This window comes from Streptomyces sp. ISL-96, from assembly GCF_018614035.1.
Classification (GTDB): domain Bacteria; phylum Actinomycetota; class Actinomycetes; order Streptomycetales; family Streptomycetaceae; genus Streptomyces.
In genome coordinates, this window is the sequence record NZ_JAGGPA010000015.1 from 76,995 (window position 1) to 97,984 (window position 20,990).

Sequence of the window (20,990 nt, forward strand, 5' to 3'; positions counted from 1 at the left end):
CTCGCTCCCCGGCGCCCGCGCAAACCCCTAGACCCGTACTTCGCAGGTCACCCGATCGTGAAGATCAACTGGTCACGACCGATCGCCGCTCAGTCCGGTCCGCAACGGCGATCGCAATGCCGGTCCGATCCGGTCGGGTTCGGACGCCGAAGAGCCGCTGCGGCGAACCTTTTCAGCGACCCGCGAAGTCCGGGCCTAGAAGGGCTTGAACTCGTCGTACTCGCGCTGCGGGTCGTCCCGCTCCGCCTCACGGTCCCGCCGCCGCGTAGCCGCCGGACGCGGAACGTCCAGGCGGTGGTCCTCACCACGGCGGCCCAGCATCTCCGCACCCGCCATCACCGTCGGCTCCCAGTCGAAGACAACCGCGTTGTCCTCCGCACCGATCGCCACCGCGTCACCCGCACGCGCACCCGCCTTCATCAGCTTCTCCTCGACGCCGAGGCGCGCGAGACGGTCCGCGAGGTAGCCAACGGCCTCGTCGTTGCTGAAGTCGGTCTGGCGCACCCAGCGTTCCGGCTTCTCGCCGCGCACGTGGTAGACGCCGTCTTCCTCGGTGATCGTGAAGCCCGCGTCGTCGACGGCCTTCGGGCGGATGACGACCCGCGTCGACTCCTCCTTCGGCTTCGCCGCGCGCGCCTTGGAGACGACCTCGGCCAGCGCGAAGGACAGCTCCTTGAGGCCGATGTGCGCGACCGCCGACACCTCGTAGACGCTGTATCCACGCGCCTCCAGGTCCGGACGGATCATCTCCGCGAGTTCCTTGCCGTCCGGGATGTCGACCTTGTTGAGGACCACCACACGCGGCCGGTCGCCCAGACCGCCGTACTGCGCCAGCTCCTCCTCGATGACGTCGAGGTCGGTCAGCGGGTCACGGTCGGACTCAAGAGTCGCCGTGTCCAGTACGTGCACGAGCACCGAGCAGCGCTCCACGTGCCGAAGGAACTCCAGGCCCAGCCCACGCCCTTGGCTCGCACCGGGAATGAGACCGGGGACGTCGGCGATCGTGTAGACGGTCGAACCCGCCGTGACGACACCGAGGTTCGGTACGAGCGTCGTGAACGGGTAGTCCGCGATCTTCGGCTTGGCCGCGCTGAGCACGGAGATCAGCGAGGACTTGCCGGCGCTCGGGTAGCCGACCAGCGCCACATCGGCGACGGTCTTGAGCTCCAGGACGATGTCGCCGCCCTTGCCCGGCTCACCGAGCAGCGCGAAGCCGGGCGCCTTGCGGCGGGCCGAGGCCAGCGCCGCGTTGCCGAGGCCGCCGCGGCCGCCCTCACCGGCGACGTACGTCGTGCCGTGACCGACCATGTCGGCCAGGACGTTGCCGTCCTTGTCCAGCACGACCGTGCCGTCGGGGACGGGCAGGATCAGGTCCTGGCCGTCCTTGCCGGAGCGGTTGTCACCCGCGCCCGGCTGGCCGTTGGTGGCCTTGCGGTGGGGGCTGTGGTGATAGTCCAGCAGGGTGGTCACGGACTGGTCGACGACGAGGGTGACGTCGCCGCCACGCCCGCCGTTACCGCCGTCCGGGCCGCCGAGCGGCTTGAACTTCTCACGGTGTACGGAGGCGCAGCCGTGGCCTCCGTTACCCGCGGCGACATGCAGTTCGACGCGGTCCACGAAGGTGGTCATGGGTGGGTCCTCCAGTACATACGGAAATGTCTACATACGTAACACGCCAAGGGCGGCCGCGCTTCCCCGTTACCCGGGAAAGTGCGTCCGCCCTCGGAAAGTGCTGTGCGTACCGCTCGACGATGGCCGGAATTACTCGGCGATCGGAACGATGTTCACAACCTTGCGGCCACGGTGCGTGCCGAACTCCACCGCACCGGCGGCGAGTGCGAACAGCGTGTCGTCGCCGCCACGGCCGACGCCCGAGCCCGGGTGGAAGTGGGTGCCGCGCTGGCGGACCAGGATCTCACCGGCGTTGACGGCCTGACCGCCGAAGCGCTTCACGCCGAGCCGCTGGGCATTGGAATCGCGACCGTTCCGAGTGGACGATGCGCCCTTCTTGTGTGCCATGTCTCAGTCCCTTTACTTCGCAGCCGTGGGGATACCGGTGACCTTGATCGCCGTGTACTGCTGGCGGTGACCCTGGCGACGGCGGTAGCCGGTCTTGTTCTTGTACCGAAGGATGTCGATCTTGGCACCCTTGTGGTGGTCCACGACCTCGGCGGTGACCTTGATGCCGGCCAGAACCCACGGGTCGCTGGTGACGGAGTCGCCGTCGACAACGAGCAGGGTCGAGAGCTCGACCGTGTCGCCAACCTTGGCCGTGGGAATCTTGTCAACCTCAACGATGTCGTCGACAGCAACCTTGTGCTGGCGACCACCGCTGCGCACGATGGCGTACACGCTGATCTCTCTTTCGCTCGGGACGGGGACCCCTGATGCCAGCCGCTCGCACGGGCCGGGGCCCGCGACGAATCCGAATGGACGAGCGGCCTCTAACAGCACACCGAAGGAATGCCGGAAGGGAGGTGCTCAGGAGATGGCGTGCACAAAAACACGCCGACGGTCAAGAGTACGGGCCCCGTGTTGAGGGGTCAAACCGGCCCCACCGCGCCCGGCCGAGGGCCACGGCGCCGGATTGATTCCGGACTGATTCAGGCAAGTACAAGCGAGTCGGAAGGCTTCACTCCGCCCTCACATGAAGTACCTTCACGTGAAGATATTCATCGCGTCCAGTAGGTCCTGCAAGGGCCGGTAGCACGGCGGCCGGCCCTTCCCGCGTTCGCGGCAGAGCTCAACGAGCCGCCGGAACGGGAATCAGCTGTGACCAACCCTGAAATATCCGTGATCATCGGCGCCTACAACGCCATGCCCTATCTGTCCCGGACCCTCGCTTCGGTCGTCGAGCAGTCGATCGGGCATGACCGGATGGAAATCATCACGGTCAACGACGGCTCCACCGACACCACGGGCAAAGAGCTGGAGCGCTTCGCCGCCGACTACCCGGGGCTCTTCCAGGTCATCCACCAGGAGAACTCCGGCGGCCCCTCCGCCCCGCGCAATGTGGGACTCGACCGCGCCAGGGGCCGGTACGTCTTCTTCCTCGACGCCGACGACTACCTCGGCGAAGAGACGCTTGAGCGGATGATCGCGGCCGCCGAGACGAACAAGACCGATGTGGTGCTCGGCAAGATGGTCGGCGTCAACGGACGCTCCGCGCCCGCCTCGATGTTCGTACGGAATCAGCCACGCACCGACGTCTTCAGCTCGCGGGTGTACTGGGCGCTCAACCCGCTCAAGCTGTTTCGCCGGGACCTCATCGAGCGTCACGGACTGCGCTTCCCCACCGGCTACAAAGTGTGCGAGGACCAGCCCTTCACCGCCCTCGCCTATCTGCACGCCGACGGCATCTCGGTCGTCGCCGACTACGACTGTCTCTTCATCGTCAAGCGGGACGACGGCCAGAACATCACCGTCACCACGCGCGGCGCCGGGCAGCGCATCCGAGTTCTGCGGATGATGGTCGACCTGGTCGAGGAGAACGTCGCCGCGGGACCCGACCGCGACGCACTCATGCACCGTCACCTGACGATCGACATGCACCACGCCGTTGCTCAAATGGAGCGGGAGACCGATCGCGCGGTCCAGGAGAACAACCTCGGCGAACTGCGCGACATGCTGTCGGGCTCGTACCCCGAGTCGCTCAAGACCCGCGTCAACGCCATCACCCGGCTGCGCTGCGAGCTGATCCTGCGCGGCAAGCTCACGGAACTACTGGAGCTGGAGCGCGCCGAGCAGGCCCACAAGAGCGCCGGTACCTCCCCCGATGTCCTGGTGGAGGACGGCAGGGCGTACGCACGTCTGCCGTTCTTCCGCGACACCGGTCTCGGCATCCCCGACGCCTGTTTCGACATCACCCGCGAGCTCCAGGCGCGCCACCGGCTCGACTCCGTATCGCTCGACGGCACCCGGCTGACGCTGACCGGCCACGCCTACCTGCGGCGCGTCCCCGGCGAGCGCACCGGCGTCGAGCTGGTACTGCGCGAGCGGGACAGCACGGCCGAGCACCGCGTGCCGGCGGAGCCGGTGACGACGGCCGGGCTCGGCGCGGACGAGGACGGCGGGGCGTACACCTACGCCGACGCCGGCTTCTCCGTGACCGCCGACCTGCTCTCCGTCGCCGACTGCGGGCGGCTGCCGCGCGGCCTGTGGGACGTCTTCGTCGCACTCGACACCGACGGCGTCACCCGCGAGATCCGCTTCGGCAACAAGCGTCTGCCCCAGGTCGACGCCAAGCCGGCCACGCATGTGGTGGGTCAGGGCGACGACACCATGGCTGTCGCCCTCTACTTCACCAAGCCGTACAGCAACCTCACCGTCGATGTCGGCGAGAACAAGCACCGCGTCGCGGAGAAGCTCCGTATCGACGGTCTCGCCTGGTCGAAGACCGATACGGCGACTCTGGAGATCACCGGCTCGTGGAAGCTGGCCACGCTGCCGCTCGGCGCGCTGAGCGTACGGCTGAGCAGCGAGGACGGCGCATTCGTCGACTTCGCCGTGACCGGCCGCGGGGCCAAGGGATTCACCGCGTACGTCCCCGTCTCCGGCCTCGGCGCCGGCACCTGGACGGCGGCCCTGACGCTGGCGGGGGCGGGCGGTGCCGCCTGGCTCGCGCCCGTGCCCGCGCGGCGGGACATGGAAGCCTGCCGGTGGAGACACTTCGGGCTGCCCTGGTACGCGAGGCCGACGGCCGACGGTGAGCAGTTCACCCTGCGGATCGACCGTGTGCGGGTGGGCAAGGCCATGGCGCAACGCCTGAAGCGCTAACCATCGCGCCGTAGTACGCCCGAGGGCCGCCCCCCGTGATGGGGAGCGGCCCTCAAGCGTCATGCCGTACGACCTGGTGTCGTACGACCTGGCGGTCAGTCCTCGGTGGGAGCGGAGACCGCCGACTGCGACTGCTGGTCAGCGGCCGAGGTCTTCTTCGAAGCCGACGTCTTCTTGGCCGTCGTCTTCTTGGCGGTCGTCTTCTTGGCCGCCGCCTTCTTGGCGGGCGCCGCCTTCTTCGCGGGGGCCTTCTTGGCGGCGGTCTTACGCGCCGCCTTCTTGGCCGGAGCCGCGACCTCGGCTTCGGCACCGGCTTCGGCACCGGCCTCTGCCGCTACGCCCTTGTCCGCCGCCGGTGCCTCGACGACCAGTACGGCCGCCTCTTCGGCGCCCTTGGGCGATCCCGCGGGCGCGGTGGCCTTGCGGGTCGCACGACGGCGCGCACGCGGCGGAGCCGCCGCTGCGGGCTCCTCCACCGCCGGCTCCTCGACCGGCTCCTCGGCCTTCGGCTCCTCGGCCACGGGGGCCGGAGCGACGACCTGGACCGCCTCGTCGGCCGCGATGTCAGCGGCCTTCGGCGCACCGGCCGGAGCCGTCGCCTTACGCGTCGCACGACGGCGCGTACGGGCCGGAGCGGCCTCCTGCACCACGGGCTCGGGCGCGGGCTCGACCACAGGCTCCGGCTCGGGCTCGGGCTCGGCCACGACCGCCGGCTCCTCGGCGTACACCGGCTCGGCGGCCGCCTTCGGCGCACCGGCCGGAGCCGTCGCCTTGCGCGACGCGCGACGACGCGAACGGCCACGGCCGCCCGCAGCCGCCTCGGCCTCCGCCCGGCTGCTGTAGAGCTCCTCGTCCGAAACGAAAGCATCCGACAGCGGCTCCGCCGCGGGGGGCCCGGCGAGCGCCATCGGCTCAGCCACCTCGGCGGCGAGCTCAGCCTCGGTCTCGATCTCCTCGACCTCGATCTCCTCGGCCTCGGCCGGCTCCACGTGCTCGGCCTCCGCACCACGGCCGCGCTTCTTGGCACGCTTGCCGCCGCCACCGACAACCGTCGGCTGCTCCATGTGCACGATCACGCCACGGCCGTTGCACTGCACGCAGGTCTCGGAGAAGGACTCCAGCAGACCCTGGCCCACCCGCTTGCGCGTCATCTGGACCAGGCCCAGCGAGGTGACCTCGGCGACCTGGTGCTTCGTACGGTCGCGTCCCAGGCACTCCAGCAGACGCCGCAGCACCAGATCGCGGTTCGACTCCAGGACCATGTCGATGAAGTCGATGACGACGATGCCGCCCAGGTCGCGCAGCCGCAGCTGACGCACGATCTCCTCGGCCGCCTCCAAGTTGTTCCTGGTGACGGTCTCTTCGAGGTTGCCGCCCTGACCGGTGAACTTGCCGGTGTTGACGTCGACGACGATCATCGCCTCGGTCTTGTCGATGACCAGCGAACCGCCGCTCGGCAGGTAGACCTTGCGGTCAAGCGCCTTCATCAGCTGCTCGTCGATCCGGTACGTCGCGAAGACGTCGACCTCCGACGTCCAGCGCGACAGCCGGTCCGTCAGGTCCGGGGCGACGTGGTTGACGTAACCGTGGATGGTCTCCCACGCCTGGTCACCACTGACGATGACCTTCGAGAAGTCCTCGTTGAAGATGTCGCGCACGACGCGGACGGTCATGTCCGGCTCGCCGTACAGGAGCGTCGGACCGCTGGTCGCGCCGGTGCTCTTCGACTTCTTCTGGATGTCTTCCCACTGCTGCTGCAGACGCTCGACGTCGCGGCGCAGCTCGTCCTCGCTCGCGCCCTCGGCGGCGGTGCGCACGATGACGCCCGCGTCCTCGGGAACGATCTTCTTGAGGATGGTCTTCAGACGCGCGCGCTCGGTGTCGGGCAGCTTGCGGCTGATCCCGGTCATCGAGCCCTCGGGCACGTACACCAGGTAGCGGCCGGGCAGCGATACCTGGCTGGTCAGGCGGGCGCCCTTGTGGCCGATCGGGTCCTTCGTGACCTGCACGAGGACCGACTGGCCGGACTTGAGCGCGGACTCGATGCGGCGGGGGCCGTGGCCCATGCCCAGCGCGTCGAAGTTCACCTCACCGGCATACAGGACGGCGTTGCGGCCCTTGCCGATGTCGACGAAGGCCGCCTCCATCGACGGCAGTACGTTCTGGACCTTGCCCAGGTAGACGTTGCCGACGTACGAGGTCGCCTGCTCCTTGTTCACGTAGTGCTCGACGAGGATGTTGTCCTCGAGCACGCCGATCTGGGTGCGGTCACCGTTCTGGCGTACGACCATCACGCGCTCGACGGCCTCGCGGCGCGCCAGGAACTCGGCCTCGGTGATGATCGGGACGCGACGGCGGCCCTGCTCACGACCCTCGCGGCGGCGCTGCTTCTTCGCCTCCATACGGGTCGAACCCTTGATGGACTGGACCTCGTCGAAGCCGGTGCCGAGCTCGCGCTCCGCCGCTTCCTTCTTGCGCGGCTCGCGGACCTTGACGACCGTACGCTCCGGGTCGTCGACGGCGTTCTCGGCCGCCTCCGGGCCCGTGTCACCGCTGCGACGGCGACGGCGACGGCGGCGACGGCTGGACGCGGAACCCGCGGCCGACTCGTCTTCCTCCTCCTCGGCGCGCTCTTCCTCTTCCTCGGCGCGCTCGGCGGCGGCAGCCTCCTCGGAGGTGTACGGCTCCTCCTCGGCCTCCTCCGCGTCGGCGAGCTCGCCACGACGGCGGCGACGGCCACCGCGGCGACGGCGGCGCGCCCTGCGGTCCTCGGCCTCGTCCGACTCGTCGTGTGCCTCTTCTTCGCGCTCTTCCTCAAGGGCCTCTGCGGGCTCCTCAGGCTCCGGCGCGGTCTCGACGACACGCTCGGGGCGCTCCGCACGGGCGGGCCGCTCGGTACGCTCTTCACGCTCGTCGCGCTCTTCCGCGGCAGGCTCGCCGCGGCGACGGCGACGGCGGCCGCGCTCACGCGGCTGCGGCGCGGGAGGGGCCTCGATGGTGACGATCTCCTCCGCCGCCTCCTCCTCCTCTTCCACGTCCTCGATGTAGTCCGGCTCCGACACCCGCGCGGCAGCGGCAGCCGCGGCCGTCTCGGGGGTCTGGAACATCGGCTCGGTGAAGACCGGGGCCTGGAACACGGCCACGGCGGGGCGCGCGGCACGGCGGCGCGAACGCGCCGGCTCCTCGGCTGCGGGCTTCGGCGCGGCGGACTCGGCGGCAGCGGCCTCGTCGGCGGCCTTACGACCACCGCGACGACGCGGCGTACGGCCACGGGGAGCCTCTTCGGCCTGCGCGGCCACGGGCTCCGCCGGGGCGGCGGGCTCGGCGGCGGCAGGCGCCTCTACGGGCTCGGCCTCGGCCTGGGCCTCGGCCTCGGCTTCCGCGGGCTTCGGCGCACCGGCGGGCGCGGTCGCCTTACGGGTCGCGCGACGACGGCCACGCCCACGCGGCGCCTCTTCGGCAGCCTCGTCGGCGGCGGGGGCCTCGGGGGCCGCAGGGGCCTCCACGGCGGCGGGAGCCTCGGTCACCTCGGCCGCGGGCACGGCCTCGACCTCGGTCTCAGGCTCGGCCTCGGCGGGCTTCGGCGCACCGGCGGGCGCGGTCGCCTTACGGGTGGCACGACGACGCGCACGGGCCGGCGCAGCGGCCTCCTCCACGACCTCGGCCGCAGCGGCGGGCTCGGCCTCGGGCTCGGGGGCCGTCTCTTCGCTCTGCTCGGGCTTCGGCGCACCGGCCGGAGCCGTCGCCTTGCGCGTGGCACGACGACGCGTACGGGCCGGCGGAGCGGCCTCGTCCGCGGCGGGCTCCTCGGCGGCAGCCGCGGGGGCCATGGGCTCGGCCTCGACCTCGGCGGCCTTCGGCGCGCCGGCGGGCGCGGTCGCCTTACGGGTGGCACGACGACGCGCACGGGCCGGCGGCGCGGCCTCTGCGCTCTCCGCACTCTGTGCGGGCTGGGTGTTCTCTGCGGGCTCGCTCACGGCGGCACCCTCTCCGGCCGGTATGGCCGGAGCCGCGGCCTCTACAGTCTCGGCGGTCACTACGGCCTTCGCGTCACCGGACGGAGGTCCGGCAGGACGCGAAGCCGCGCGGCGCCGACGGCGCGGCGGCAGCGTGTCGCTGGGCGAATGGTTGTTGTCGGTCTCCCCGGCGGTCCGCGCGTTACGCGCGGTTCCTTCCGAGGGCTCGGTGGAATCGATCGGCTCAAGCATGCGGGCGGTTCTCCCGTCACGCTCCCGGGCGCCACACCTGATTCCGGTCCGGTCCGGTCCGCGCGATGAGCGCGGTACCGCCGTCCGGGGCGCGGGCGCCGCACGGGAGCTGTTGTCTAGCTCGCCGGTTCCGTACGCGGTATGCGTACGGCCTGGCGAAAGTCTTCGTGGTCAGTGCGCTGCCCGACCCAGGTGGCTCCCGAGTACCAGGGCTGCGCTACAACGACCGCCCTACGCGGAACCTGCACCTTCCGGCGCCTTCGCGGCGGTCAGTCCGGCGGCCGTGGGTGTGGCGGCCGTGACTGCCTCGCGGTCGGGCGCGAGCGGGTCGGTCACCGTGCCGGACTCCTCGTCGAAGAGCCCCTGCGCCAGCCTGGTCACCGCTGCGGGGACCGGCGGCGCCAGGTCGGCCACAGCTCGGAGACCGGACAGGACGTCGTCGGGTCGTACGGCGGGTGTCAAATGCCGAACAACCAGCCGCAGTATCGCACAGGGCTTGTCCTCCGGCCTATCGGACGAGGGACGGACGGCCTGCAGATCAGCGACGGCGCTGCGTGCGTCGAAGGACCGCATGCCGTTCTTGGTCCGGCGCTGAACCTCGACACTCTCGGCGGCGAGGAAGGCCCTGACGGCCTTCTCCGCCTCTTCCGGCGTAACGCCGTCGAGCCGCATCTCCCATACGGAGGCCTGCAGCCGGTCGGCGAGACCCGACGTACGCGCTTCGACCGCGTCCGTGATGTCGAGCCCGTCCGGCAGCGACTCGTTGAGCAGCTCGCGCAGCTCACCGGGGTCGCGCGTGGCGGTCAGTGCGATCTCCAGGTACTCGGCCTCACTGCCCGTGCCGGTGGGTGCGGCATTGGCGTACGAGACCTTCGGGTGCGGGGTGAAACCCGCCGAGTACGCCATGGGTACGTCGGCGCGTCGCAGCGCCCGCTCGAAGGCGCGCTGGAAGTCGCGGTGGCTGGTGAACCGGAGGCGGCCTCGCTTGGTGTAGCGCAGTCGGATGCGCTGCACCGCCGGAGCGGGCGGCGGGCCTTCGGGCTGTCGCTTGCCCAGTGGTTCTTCTCCTCGTGCGGGGCGACGCGCTGTCCGCGCGTCACCCTCCGGCGTGGGGGCGTCCCCTCGCGTCGTCCCGCCGGCCGGCTCACCCCTGCTTGTTTACTGTCTTTCCTCCAAGCAAGGAGATCTCGGACGATGCGGGTGCCGCGCTGGGGGCAGTCGTCTTACTACCCAGAGTACGCGCAGCGGCCCCCGCCGGTTTCCCCGGCCTCGCTGGCCGGGCCCGGCCACACTCCGGGGGCGTGGAGCGAGTGCTCCACGACAGGGGCATGGCCGACCACCGCCTGACCCGCGCGTTCGCCCGCGCCCGGCCCCGCGCCCCACTCGACGGCCCCGCCCCGACGCACCGCCTCGCGCTCCGGCGGCCAGGTGTCCGCAGGCCCCCCGACCAGCGCGCGCCACGCGTCGCGGCGCGCCTGGCGCACCGTTTCCCGGGCGCTCCGCAGCGCCCCGCGCGCCGCCCGGCCCGCTTCGAGGCCCGCACGCTTCACCGGCGCCCAGACGCTGTCACGCACCCAGTGCCCCACCGGCGTACACACGCCGAGCCACACCCAGCGCACCGGCCGCCCCACCAGATTCCACCCGAGCCACTTCAGCGCGCGCCCGACGGCGCGGGAGATGTACCCGGCGATGCGCCACGCGTGTCCGAACGCGGCGGCGACCTCCACTCCCACGGGCACCAGCACCGCGCGCCAAAGCCAAGTGACGGGCGTCACCAGAACGGCCATGACACCCCAGACCACCCCGCGCCAGAGCCCGCCGGCCAGCCACACGACGCCCCGCCCCACCGGAGCAAGCACGTACCCCCACAACGCGACCCACGGCCAGACGAACACCGCCTTGCCCACCCAGGCGAGCCCGCACCCGAGTCCGGCGACCAGCCACGCGATACCCCGCCCCACCGGAGCAAGCACGAACTCCCACAACGCGTTGCCCAGCCAGCCGAGCCCGCGCCCGACCGGCGTGAGGACGTACGCGTACAGCCACACCAGTGGCACCACAACGAACGTCCGGACCACCCAGGCCACTGCCACACCCACCGCACGCACGGCGGCCGCGATCGCATGCCCCACCGTGCGCCCGAGCCAGGCCAGTCCGTGCCCGACCGGGGTCAGCACCTGGCGGTACAGCCACACCGCCGGCACGACGAGCCCGTACCGGACGACCGGCACCACGACGTACTTCCACAGCAGTACCCACGGCATGACGAGCACAGCGTGCGCGACGAACCCCAACGCCTTGGCCACCGGAACGAGGACGTTCCGGTACAGCCACACCACCGGTGTCACGACCAGCACTTGGAACACCGCACCGAGCGCACGGCCGACCGCCTTCCCGCAGACCGTGAGCAAGTCCCACACCATCCGCACCGGGACGACCAGAACCAGCACGACGATGCGCACCGGGATCCTGATGACGGCAGTCAGACAGCCTTCCGCCTGCGGCTGGGGCCGCTTCTCAAAGTCCATACCCGCAAAGACGCGTCAGCTGGCCATCCGGATCCAGAATCTGAGCACACCTTCGCACCGGGCCGGACCCCGCAACCGATGTGCCTGCGCATTTACCGCAGTTGGGGCGTGAGGCGTGAGGCGCGGCATCGCGCCACTGTGCCCGGCACGTACAAAGACCGATCACCCTTGGAGAACGAATCTGCATTCACGTGACCACATATGACCAGATGGACATGTGTGCATATTGACGGCTACCGTCCGTCACATGGGGAAACGTAAGTCGCGCACCGCCACGGCGGAGGCACGGCAGCAGTACGAGGTAGGCACGGAGTGGACCGAGGCAGACCTGGCTCTCCTTGAGGAGTTGCAGAGAGCCGAAGTTCTGCTGCCGGAGGACGCTCCCCGGGCATTGCTCTCCGTACGTCTCTCGGTGCTCACCGACGGCACAACCTCCCCCGTACGCCAGGAGCTGGACCTCCGCATCAAGGCGGGGGAAATGGGCTGCCGGATCGTCGGCATCGCAAGTGATCTCAACGTCTCCGCCACCAAAGTCCCCCCGTGGAAGCGCAAGCAGCTCGGGAACTGGCTCAACCACCGTGCGCCAGAATTCGACGTGCTGATGTTCTGGAAGCTCGACCGCTTCGTTCGTCGGCTCACAGACCTGAGCACGATGATCGATTGGTGCCTCAAGTACGGGAAGAACCTCGTCTCGAAGCACGACGCGATCGACCTGACCACGACGGCCGGAAAGGTGATGGTCTCCATCATCGGCGGAGTCGCCGAGATCGAGGCCATCAATACCAGTACTCGAGTATCAAGCCTCTGGGACTACACCAAGACCCAGTCCGGGTGGCTGGTGGGCAAGCCGACGTACGGCTACAAGACCGATGCAGGCGAGGGCGGCAGGACCGTACTGGTCTTCGATCCCAATGCCCGCAAGGCGCTCCTCTGGTGCCGCAAGGCGGCTCTCAGAAGAGGGGGCGGAGTATCGGCCACTTACATGGTCAAGATCCTCATCAGGTCTGGACTTTGCGGGCCGGGGCTGACGACCACGACCCTGCTCCGCAGGCTCCGGAATCCGGCACTCATGGGCTACAGGGTGGAAGAGGACAAAGAGAGCGGCTCTCGTCGATGCTCGAAGCTCGTCCTCGGCAAGGACGGCCGGCCCATCAGGGTCGCGGACCCGGACCCCATCTTCACTGAGGTGGAGTTCGAAACCCTCCAAGCAGCTGTCAACCGGCGAACGAATGGCAGCTGGCGTCAGCGCGCTTCGGGAGAGGCGTCCGTCTTCATCAAGGTCCTGGTGTGTGTGGACTGCGGCACGAGCATGGCCGTGCACAAGACGGTGACCAACGGCAGGGCGTACGAGTACTTGCGTTGCCAGAAGTGCCCATCGGGCGGCTTGGGCGCACCGAATCCGCAGGTGGTCTACAACGAGCTGGTGACGGACGTGCTGTCCCTCCTCGGCGACTTTCCCGTACAGACGCGGAAGTACGCGAAAGGTGCGGGGACATGCACCAATGAGGACCGTTGGGTGACCGTCGACAACAGCAGGACGTTCCGTGAACGATGGAACTCGGGCGGCATGGAAGCGATGGCCGGCGACCTGCGCAGGGTCGGCGTCAAGTGTCAGGTGACGCGGACAAAGCTTCCGAAGGTCCGTGCGCCCAAGGTTCACCTCACGCTACTGATCCCCCAAGACATGGGCGACCGGCTCGTGATCAAGGAAGACGACTTCAAAGCCAACCGCTCCCGAACAACCAGCGTCGGGATCACCGACATGCACGAACTCCTGCGGCAGGCTCACCACACCCTTTGGAGCACGTAGGCGCTGCCCTCGTCAGGGAACGGCTCGGCCCTCAACTCGGTTTGGGCACCGGGTTGAGGGCCGATCGCGCGTGTTCTCGAAGTCGCTCCTACTTGACGGTCAGAGGCAGAAGCTTCTTGCCCGTCGGACCGACTTGGATCTCGGTCTGCATCGCGGGACACACGCCGCAATCGAAGCACGGGGTCCAGCGGCAGTCCTCGACCTCCGTCTCGTCGAGCGAGTCCTGCCAGTCCTCCCAGAGCCAGTCCTTGTCGAGACCGGAGTCCAGGTGGTCCCAGGGCAGGACCTCCTCGTACGTACGCTCACGCGTGGTGTACCAGTCGACGTCCACGCCGAAGTCCGGCAGCGTCTTCGCGGCGGCGGTCATCCAGCGGTCGTAACTGAAGTACTCGCGCCAGCCGTCGAAGCGGCCGCCGCCCTCGTAGACCGCGCGGATGACGGATCCGATGCGCCGGTCGCCGCGCGAGAGCAGGCCCTCGACGATGCCGGGCTTGCCGTCGTGGTAGCGGAAGCCGATGGAACGGCCGTACTTCTTGTCGCCGCGGATCTTGTCGCGCAGCTTCTCCAGGCGGGCGTCCGTCTCCTCGGCGGAGAGCTGCGGGGCCCACTGGAAGGGGGTGTGCGGCTTGGGCACGAAGCCGCCGATCGACACCGTGCAGCGGATGTCGTTCTGGCCGGACACCTTGCGTCCCTCGGCGATGACCTTGACGGCCATGTCACCGATCTGGAGCACGTCCTCGTCGGTCTCGGTGGGCAGGCCGCACATGAAGTACAGCTTCACCTGGCGCCAGCCGTTGCCGTACGCCGTCGAGACCGTCCGGATGAGGTCCTCTTCCGAGACCATCTTGTTGATGACCTTGCGGATACGCTCCGAACCGCCCTCGGGAGCGAAGGTCAGGCCGGACCGGCGCCCGTTCCTGGTCAGCTCGTTGGCGAGGTCGATGTTGAACGCGTCCACGCGGGTCGACGGGAGCGACAGGCCGATCTTGTCTTCCTCGTAGCGGTCGGCCAGGCCCTTCGCCACGTCGGCGATCTCGGAGTGGTCCGCGGAGGAGAGCGAGAGCAGGCCGACCTCTTCAAAGCCGGTCGCCTTGAGGCCCTTCTCCACCATGTCGCCGATGCCGGTGATGCTTCGCTCCCGCACGGGGCGCGTGATCATGCCGGCCTGGCAGAAACGGCAGCCGCGGGTGCAGCCGCGGAAGATCTCGACGGACATCCGCTCGTGGACGGTCTCGGCGAGGGGAACGAGGGGCTGCTTGGGGTAGGGCCACTCGTCGAGGTCCATGACGGTGTGCTTGCTGACCCGCCACGGCACGCCGGAGCGGTTCGGTACGACGCGGCCGATACGCCCGTCGGGCAGGTACTCGACGTCGTAGAAGCGCGGGACGTAGACGCCGCCCGTCTTGCTCAGCCGGAACAGCACCTCGTCGCGGCCACCCGGACGCCCCTCCGCCTTCCAGGCGCGGACGATCTCGGTGATCTCCAGGACGGCCTGCTCGCCGTCACCGATCACCGCGCAGTCGATGAAGTCCGCGATCGGCTCGGGGTTGAACGCGGCGTGCCCGCCCGCGAGGACGATCGGGTCGTCGAGCGTACGGTCCTTGGACTCCAGGGGGATGCCCGCGAGGTCCAGGGCGGTGAGCATGTTGGTGTAGCCGAGCTCGGTGGAGAAGCTGAGCCCGAAGACGTCGAAGGCCTTGACCGGGCGGTGTGCGTCCACCGTGAACTGCGGGACATTGTGCTCGCGCATGAGCGCTTCGAGGTCCGGCCACACGCTGTAGGTGCGCTCGGCCAGGACCCCCTCGCGCTCGTTCAGTACCTCGTAAAGGATCATGACGCCCTGGTTGGGCAGCCCGACCTCGTACGCGTCGGGGTACATGAGCGCCCACCGGACGTCCGTTGCGTCCCAGTCCTTGACGGTGGAGTTGAGTTCGCCGCCGACGTACTGGATCGGCTTCTGGACATGCGGGAGAAGCGCTTCCAGGCGTGGGAAGACCGACTCGACAGTCATCGTGTGTCTCTCATGAGCTGGCAGGGGTGACCATCAAGCGTACCCCGGCCCTCAGCCGCCCAGATCCGCCCGCGATTTCGCCTTCGACGCCCGCTTCCACGCCGCCGGCAGCCCCCGCTCCCGTGCCTCGGCCGCCGCCTCCTCCTGCCCGTACAGCAGGCCCCAGGTGAACGCCGTCTCGCCCGCCGCGTGGGACTGGACCGCCAGGTCGCGCAGGGCCTCGCGGGCCATGACGCTGTCCTGGTGGTCTCCGAGGAGGGACTGGACCGCCTTCATCCTCTTCGCGAAGCGCTTGGCGGGCTTGCCCAAGGCAGGTCTGGCCGCTTCGGCGGCGTAGCGGGTGCGTTTGGCGGCCTTGCGGGCGTTGTGCATGGCGAGGTCGCGGTCCTTACCGGGCGGCAGGGTGAGGGCGCGCTCCATGCGGGTGGCGAGGCGGGCGTAGTCCTTGCGGATCGCCTTGGGGAGGACCTTCGCCGCGGGCTTTGACGCGGCGGGGAGCAGCGGCGGTTCGGCGAGCAGGGCCTCCAGCGCCGTGAGGAGGTCCAGGTGACGTTCGCTGTCGAGTACGGCGATGATCTTGCGGCGGGAGCCGTGCTGGCGGGCCACCGACCAGATGCGCAGCCGGCTGCGGACCGGGCCGAGCACGAGCGTCCGGGGCAGCGCGGCGATGCGGGTCTGGAGGCGGGCGCCCAGGACTTCCTGGTCGCGGTCGACGCCGAGCTCGCCCGCCAGCCATTTGAGTTCTTCGGCGATCGGGTCGGTGACCGTACGGTCCAGGACCTTGCGGTAGGTGCGGAAGGCGCTGCGCATGCGGCGGGTGGCGACGCGCATGCGGTGTACGGAGTCGGGGAGGTCCCGCCGCACGGCCGGGTCGTACGAGACGAGCGCGTCGTACTGGTGCTGGAGGTACGCCAGGACGTGGTCGCCGGCGGTCCGGGGGGCAGCGGGTGGCTTCTCCGAGGTCCGACGCGGCTCCGTCTCCGACAGTGCCTTCGCCAGCTTGGACGCCGACGCGGCCGGGCGCAGACCGGCCTTGCGGAGCCTCTTCTCGACGGCGTCGAGGAAGGCTGGGTCGCCCCCGTCGGCCAGCTCGACCTCGACCTCCGTCCAGCGCGCCGTGGAGCCGTGCGCGCCGATCCGCTCGGCGGTGACGGTGTCGGTGCTGACCTCGGCGAGCAGCCGGCCCTGCGCGTCGAGGAGGTGGCGGACGTCGCGCGAGGAGAGGAGCCGTACGACGGGGGTGACGACGTCGCCGCGCGTGCGGGAGCGGATCAGCCCGGCCAGTGCGTCCGGTACGGCGTCGGCCAGCGGGGCGCGGATCTCATCGCGTACGTCCGGGGAGACCGGGAGCTTGAGGTGCCAGCCGGCGTCGTCGCCGCCCGTGCGGCGGCGCAGGGTGATGGAGTCGGCGGCGAGCCGCAGATCGTCCGTGTCGTAGTAGACCGCGTCGAGCTCCGCGACGCCTTTGTCCACTACGGACGAGACGCCGGCCACCTTGGTCAGGTCGGGCAGCCGGGTCTCGCCACTGGCATCCGCTGCGGCCTCGTACTTCCGCTCGATCTCACGCTTCGTGTCCGCCATGAATCGAATCTAGACGCGAATCGGAATCATGGGCAGGGGTTATGCCGTTATGGGCCGCTGCACTCTGATCGACTGGAGCAGTCCGATCGCGACCCACACCGCGAACATCGACGAGCCGCCGTACGACACGAACGGCAGCGGCAGTCCCGCCACCGGCATGATGCCGAGCGTCATCCCGATGTTCTCGAAGGACTGGAAGGCGAACCAGGCGATGATGCCGCCCGCGACGATCGTGCCGTACAGCTCGGTCGTCTCGCGGGCGATGCGGCAGGCGCGCCACAGCACCACACCGAGGAGGAGAAGGATCAGGGCTGCGCCCAGGAAGCCGAGTTCCTCCCCCGCGACGGTGAAGACGAAGTCGGTCTGCTGCTCCGGTACGAACTGCCCCGTGGTCTGGCTGCCCTTGAAGAGGCCGGTGCCGGTCAGGCCGCCGGAGCCGATCGCGATGCGCGCCTGGTTGGTGTTGTAGCCGACGCCCGCCGGGTCGAGTTCGGGGTTGGCGAACGCGGCGAAGCGGTTGATCTGGTACTCGTCGAGCACACCGAGCTGCCAGACCACGACGGCGCCGACGGCGCCCGTGCCGATGAGGCCGAGGACCCAGCGGTTGGAGGCCCCGGAGGTGAGCAGCACCCCGAGGATGATCACCGCTATGACCATGACCGAGCCGAGGTCGGGCATCAGCATGATGACGACGATCGGTACGACGGCGAGGCACAGCGCCTTGACCACGGTGCGGTGGTCGGGATGTTCCTGGTCGCCCGCGTCGACGCGGGCGGCGAGCAGCATGGCCATGATCAGAATGATCGTGATCTTGGTGAACTCGGAGGGCTGGAGCGAGAACCCGCCGCCGATCACGATCCAGGCGTGCGCGCCGTTGATGGTCGCGCCGAGGGGCGTGAGGACGAGCAGGACTAGCACCACCGACAGCCCGTACAGCACCGGCACCGCCCCGCGCAGGGTGCGGTGTCCCAGCCAGATCGTGCCGATCATCAGCACGAGGCCGATGCCGGTGTTGAGGATATGGCGCCAGAGGAAGTACTCCGGGTCGCCCTGGTTGAGCTGGTCGCGCGTGCGGGTCGCGGACCAGACGAGCAGCGCGCCGATGACGGACAGCGCGAGCGACGCCCAGAGCAGCGGCCAGTCGAGCCGGCGCACCATGGAGTCGCGTGCGGTGAGCTTGGCGAGGGTGCCGCGCTCGGGGGCGTACCGCTGGACGGAGAAACCGTGCGGGCCGGACATCAGTCGCCACTCCTGCCGATCGCGATCTGCTTGTCCGCAGCCGGGTCCTTGGGCTTCTCGGGTACGTACGGCCGGATCTCCGGGGCGTCGATGGAGCCGTCCGTGCCGATCTTCGGGAGGTCCTTCTGCGGCTTGGGCAACAGGGCCTTCTTCGGGTTGATGTCGCCGTCGTCGCTGACGCCGTAGAGGGCGTCGTAGATGTTGCGTACGGCGGGGCCGGAGGCGCCGGAGCCCGTACCGCCCTGGGAGATCGTCATGACGATGGTGTAGTCGTCGGTGTAGGTCGCGAACCACGAGGTGGTCTGCTTGCCGTAGACCTGGGCGGTGCCGGTCTTGGCCCGCATCGGGATCTTGTCCTGTGGCCAGCCGCCGAACCGCCAGGCGGCGGTGCCGCCGGGCTCGACGACGGAGCGCAGGCCCTTGTCGAGGTCGCTGATGGTCTCGGCGTCGACCGGCAGCTTGCCGTGGGCCTTGGGCTTGATCTCCTCGATCCGCTTGCCGTCGGGGCTGATGACGGCCTTGCCGATGGTGGGGTTGTAGAGGGTGCCGCCGTTGCTGATGGCGGCGTAGGCGGTGGCCAGCTGGATGGGGGTGATGAGGACGTCACCCTGGCCGATGGCGAAGTTGATGCTGTCGAAGGCCTTCAGCTGGTTGCCTTCGAGGCAGCTCTCGTAGGCGATCTGCTCGACGTAGCTGCCGCCCTTCTTGCCCTGCTTGCACCAGGAGTCCTTGTTGGCTTCCCAGAAGTTCTGCTTCCACTGGCGGTCGGGGATGCGGCCCTTGACCTCGTTCGGCAGGTCAATGCCGGTCTCGTCGCCGAATCCGAAGTCGTGGGCGGTCCGGTAGAACCAGTCGTGGGCGCCCTTCTTCGGCTTTATTCCGCCGTCACGCTTCCACTCCTCGTGGCCGAGACGGTAGAAGACGGTGTTGCAGGAGAACTTGAGGGCGTCGCCGAGCGAGATGGGGCCGTGGCCCTTGGACTCGAAGTTCGCGAAGCTCCGGTTGCCCATGCTGTAGGAGCTGCTGCAGTTGTAGCGGCCGTCGAAGGGGTAGCCGGCCCGCACGGCCGCGCTCGCCGACACCACCTTGAAGACGGAGCCGGCCGGTGCCTGGCCCTGGATGGCCCGGTTGAGCAGGGGGTAGTTGGACTTCTTGTCGGTGAGCCGGGCGTACTCCTTGCCGGAGATGCCGCCGATCCAGGCGTTGGGGTCGTAGTCGGGCTGGGAGGCCATCGAGACGACGCGGCCGGTCTTGGACTCCATGACGACGACGGCGCCGGCGTCGGCCTCGTACGGGCGGCCGGTGATCTTGTCGGTCTCTTTCCGGACGGTTTTCATCGCCTGGTGGAGCTCGTACTCGGCGACGGCCTGGACCCTGGCGTCGAGGCTGGTGACGACGCTGGATCCGGGGACCGTCGGGTCGTTCTCCGCCTCACCCATGACGCGGCCGAGGTTGTCGACCTCGTAGCGGGTGACGCCTGCCTTGCCGCGCAGCTCCTTGTCGTACGTACGCTCAAGCCCGGAGCGGCCGACCATGTCGGAGCGCAGGTACGGCGACGGGCCGTCCTTCGCCTTCTCGATCTCCTCGTCGGTGACGGGCGAGAGGTAGCCGAGGACCTGGGAGGTCTTCGCCTTGCCCCGCGCGGGGTAGCGGCGTACGGCCGTCGGCTCGGCGGTGATGCCGGGGAAGTCCTCGGCGCGCTCGCGGATCTGGAGGGCCTGCTTGGTGGTGGCCTCGTCGGTGACGGGGATCGGCTGGTAGGGCGAGCCGTTCCAGCAGGGCTTGGGGGTCTTGGAGTCGCAGAGCCTGACCTTGCCGGCGACTTCTTCGGGCTTCATGCCGAGTACCCCGGCGAGGCGGGCCAGTACGGCCTTGCCGTCGTCCTTCATCTTCAGCAGCTCGGTGCGGCTGGCGGAGACGACGAGGCGGGTCTCGTTGTCGGCGAGCGGCACGCCGCGCGCGTCGAGGATCGAGCCGCGGACGGCGGGCTGGACGACCTGCTGGACGCCGTTGCCGGCGGCTTCGGCGGTGTACTCGTCGCCGTTGCGGATCTGGAGGTACCAGAGGCGGCCGCCGAGGGTGAGCAGGAGGGAGAAGACGAGTACTTGGATGATGATGAGCCGGATCTGGACCCTGGGGGTCCGCCCGGTCTCGGGGATGTTGGTCACAGTCGCTTGACCCCCTTGATACGTCCGGCGCGCGCCGCCCGCGAGCGTGCGGCCTTGACCTTCAGTCCCCCGCGCTGGCTGCCGACGCGCAGGCCGGTGCCGGAGGCGAGCCAGCCGCTGGCCACGTCGGCGCCGTTGTTGCCGCTCTGGCTGTCGGCGAGCGGATCGTTCTCGGCGCGTCTGGCCAGCCACATGATGACCGGGACGACGAACGGGGCGAGCAGCAGGTCGTACAGCGCGGACGTGAACAGCAGGTTCACGATGCCCACATGGCGGGCGGCGGTGTCGCCGACCAGGGCGCCCACTCCGGCGTAAAGGAGGGTGGAGCCGATGGCGGCGGCTACGACCGCGACCATCGGGGCGGTCGCGGACTTGATCTGGCCGTTCTCCGGCTTGGCGAGTCCGGCGAGGTAGCCGATGACGCACAGGACGAGCGCGTAGCGGCCGGCGGCGTGGTCGGCGGGCGGGGCGAGGTCGGCGAGGAGGCCCGCGCCGAAACCGATGAGGGCGCCGCTGGTGTTGCCGTACACGAAGGCGAGACCGAGGACCGTAAGGAGCATCAGGTCCGGTACGGCGCCGGGAAGTTGGAGCCTGGCGAGGACGGTGACCTGGACGACCAGGGCGACGATCAGCAGGGTGGTGGAGAGCAGCATCCGGTTGAAGCGCATG

At 69.5% G+C, this 20,990-nt stretch carries 13 protein-coding genes; 2 read left to right on the forward strand and 11 right to left on the reverse strand.

The features are described from left to right. Positions 1-195 precede the first annotated feature (195 nt). The 3 genes from obgE to rplU form a co-directional block, all read right to left on the reverse strand. Positions 196-1,629: a GTPase ObgE gene (gene obgE, locus J7E96_RS10810; RefSeq protein ID WP_215129940.1), complete on the reverse strand. Its 1,434-nt coding sequence runs from the start codon at positions 1,627-1,629 to the stop codon at positions 196-198. 132 nt (positions 1,630-1,761) lie between these two features. Then, positions 1,762-2,019, reverse strand: coding sequence for a 50S ribosomal protein L27 (gene rpmA / locus J7E96_RS10815; protein WP_069928781.1), 258 nt, complete (start codon positions 2,017-2,019; stop codon positions 1,762-1,764). Positions 2,020-2,031: 12 nt separating this feature from the next. After that, a complete protein-coding gene (rplU, locus tag J7E96_RS10820) occupies positions 2,032-2,352 on the reverse strand; it encodes a 50S ribosomal protein L21 (protein WP_028813461.1) in 321 nt (106 codons plus the stop codon). Between the two features lie 420 nt (positions 2,353-2,772). On the opposite strand from rplU, the gene J7E96_RS10825 reads away from it, so the two are divergent. Beyond that, on the forward strand, positions 2,773-4,776 hold the full coding sequence (locus J7E96_RS10825; RefSeq protein WP_308295905.1) for a glycosyltransferase: 2,004 nt from the start codon (positions 2,773-2,775) through the stop codon (positions 4,774-4,776). Positions 4,777-4,871: 95 nt separating this feature from the next. Here J7E96_RS10825 and J7E96_RS10830 read toward each other — a convergent pair whose 3' ends face one another. From J7E96_RS10830 to J7E96_RS10840, 3 genes are all read right to left on the reverse strand, one after another. After that, positions 4,872-8,984 (reverse strand): Rne/Rng family ribonuclease, encoded by a 4,113-nt coding sequence (locus J7E96_RS10830; protein WP_215129942.1) that lies wholly within the window; start codon positions 8,982-8,984, stop codon positions 4,872-4,874. Positions 8,985-9,215: 231 nt separating this feature from the next. Beyond that, positions 9,216-9,998, reverse strand: a complete 783-nt coding sequence (locus J7E96_RS10835) for a TIGR03936 family radical SAM-associated protein (RefSeq protein ID WP_215129944.1) — start codon at positions 9,996-9,998, stop codon at positions 9,216-9,218. 212 nt (positions 9,999-10,210) lie between these two features. Beyond that, positions 10,211-11,512, reverse strand: coding sequence for a hypothetical protein (locus tag J7E96_RS10840; protein WP_215129946.1), 1,302 nt, complete (start codon positions 11,510-11,512; stop codon positions 10,211-10,213). Between the two features lie 247 nt (positions 11,513-11,759). Between J7E96_RS10840 and J7E96_RS10845 the strand changes: the two genes are divergently transcribed. Continuing rightward, a complete protein-coding gene (locus J7E96_RS10845; protein WP_215129948.1) occupies positions 11,760-13,322 on the forward strand; it encodes a recombinase family protein in 1,563 nt (520 codons plus the stop codon). A gap of 88 nt (positions 13,323-13,410) precedes the next feature. On the opposite strand, the gene J7E96_RS10850 is transcribed toward J7E96_RS10845, so the two are convergent. From J7E96_RS10850 to mreD, 5 genes are read right to left on the reverse strand one after another with little or no spacing between them, the layout of a single operon-like run. Then, positions 13,411-15,333, reverse strand: coding sequence for a TIGR03960 family B12-binding radical SAM protein (locus J7E96_RS10850; protein WP_215129950.1), 1,923 nt, complete (start codon positions 15,331-15,333; stop codon positions 13,411-13,413). 51 nt (positions 15,334-15,384) lie between these two features. Next, positions 15,385-16,914, reverse strand: coding sequence for a CYTH and CHAD domain-containing protein (locus tag J7E96_RS10855; RefSeq protein WP_215129952.1), 1,530 nt, complete (start codon positions 16,912-16,914; stop codon positions 15,385-15,387). A gap of 39 nt (positions 16,915-16,953) precedes the next feature. Next, positions 16,954-18,153 carry a rod shape-determining protein RodA gene (gene rodA, locus J7E96_RS10860; RefSeq protein ID WP_215129954.1) on the reverse strand — a complete coding sequence of 400 codons (1,200 nt, stop codon included), beginning with the start codon at positions 18,151-18,153 and terminating at the stop codon, positions 16,954-16,956. Further along, positions 18,153-20,321 carry a penicillin-binding protein 2 gene (mrdA, locus tag J7E96_RS10865; RefSeq protein WP_215129956.1) on the reverse strand — a complete coding sequence of 723 codons (2,169 nt, stop codon included), beginning with the start codon at positions 20,319-20,321 and terminating at the stop codon, positions 18,153-18,155. Before mrdA ends, rodA begins: the two co-directional genes overlap by 1 nt. Continuing rightward, entirely contained in the window at positions 20,318-20,989 is a 672-nt protein-coding gene (mreD, locus tag J7E96_RS10870; RefSeq protein WP_215129958.1) for a rod shape-determining protein MreD, read from the reverse strand. The genes mrdA and mreD overlap by 4 nt, the downstream gene beginning before the upstream one ends. Between the last annotated feature and the right edge of the window lies 1 nt (position 20,990).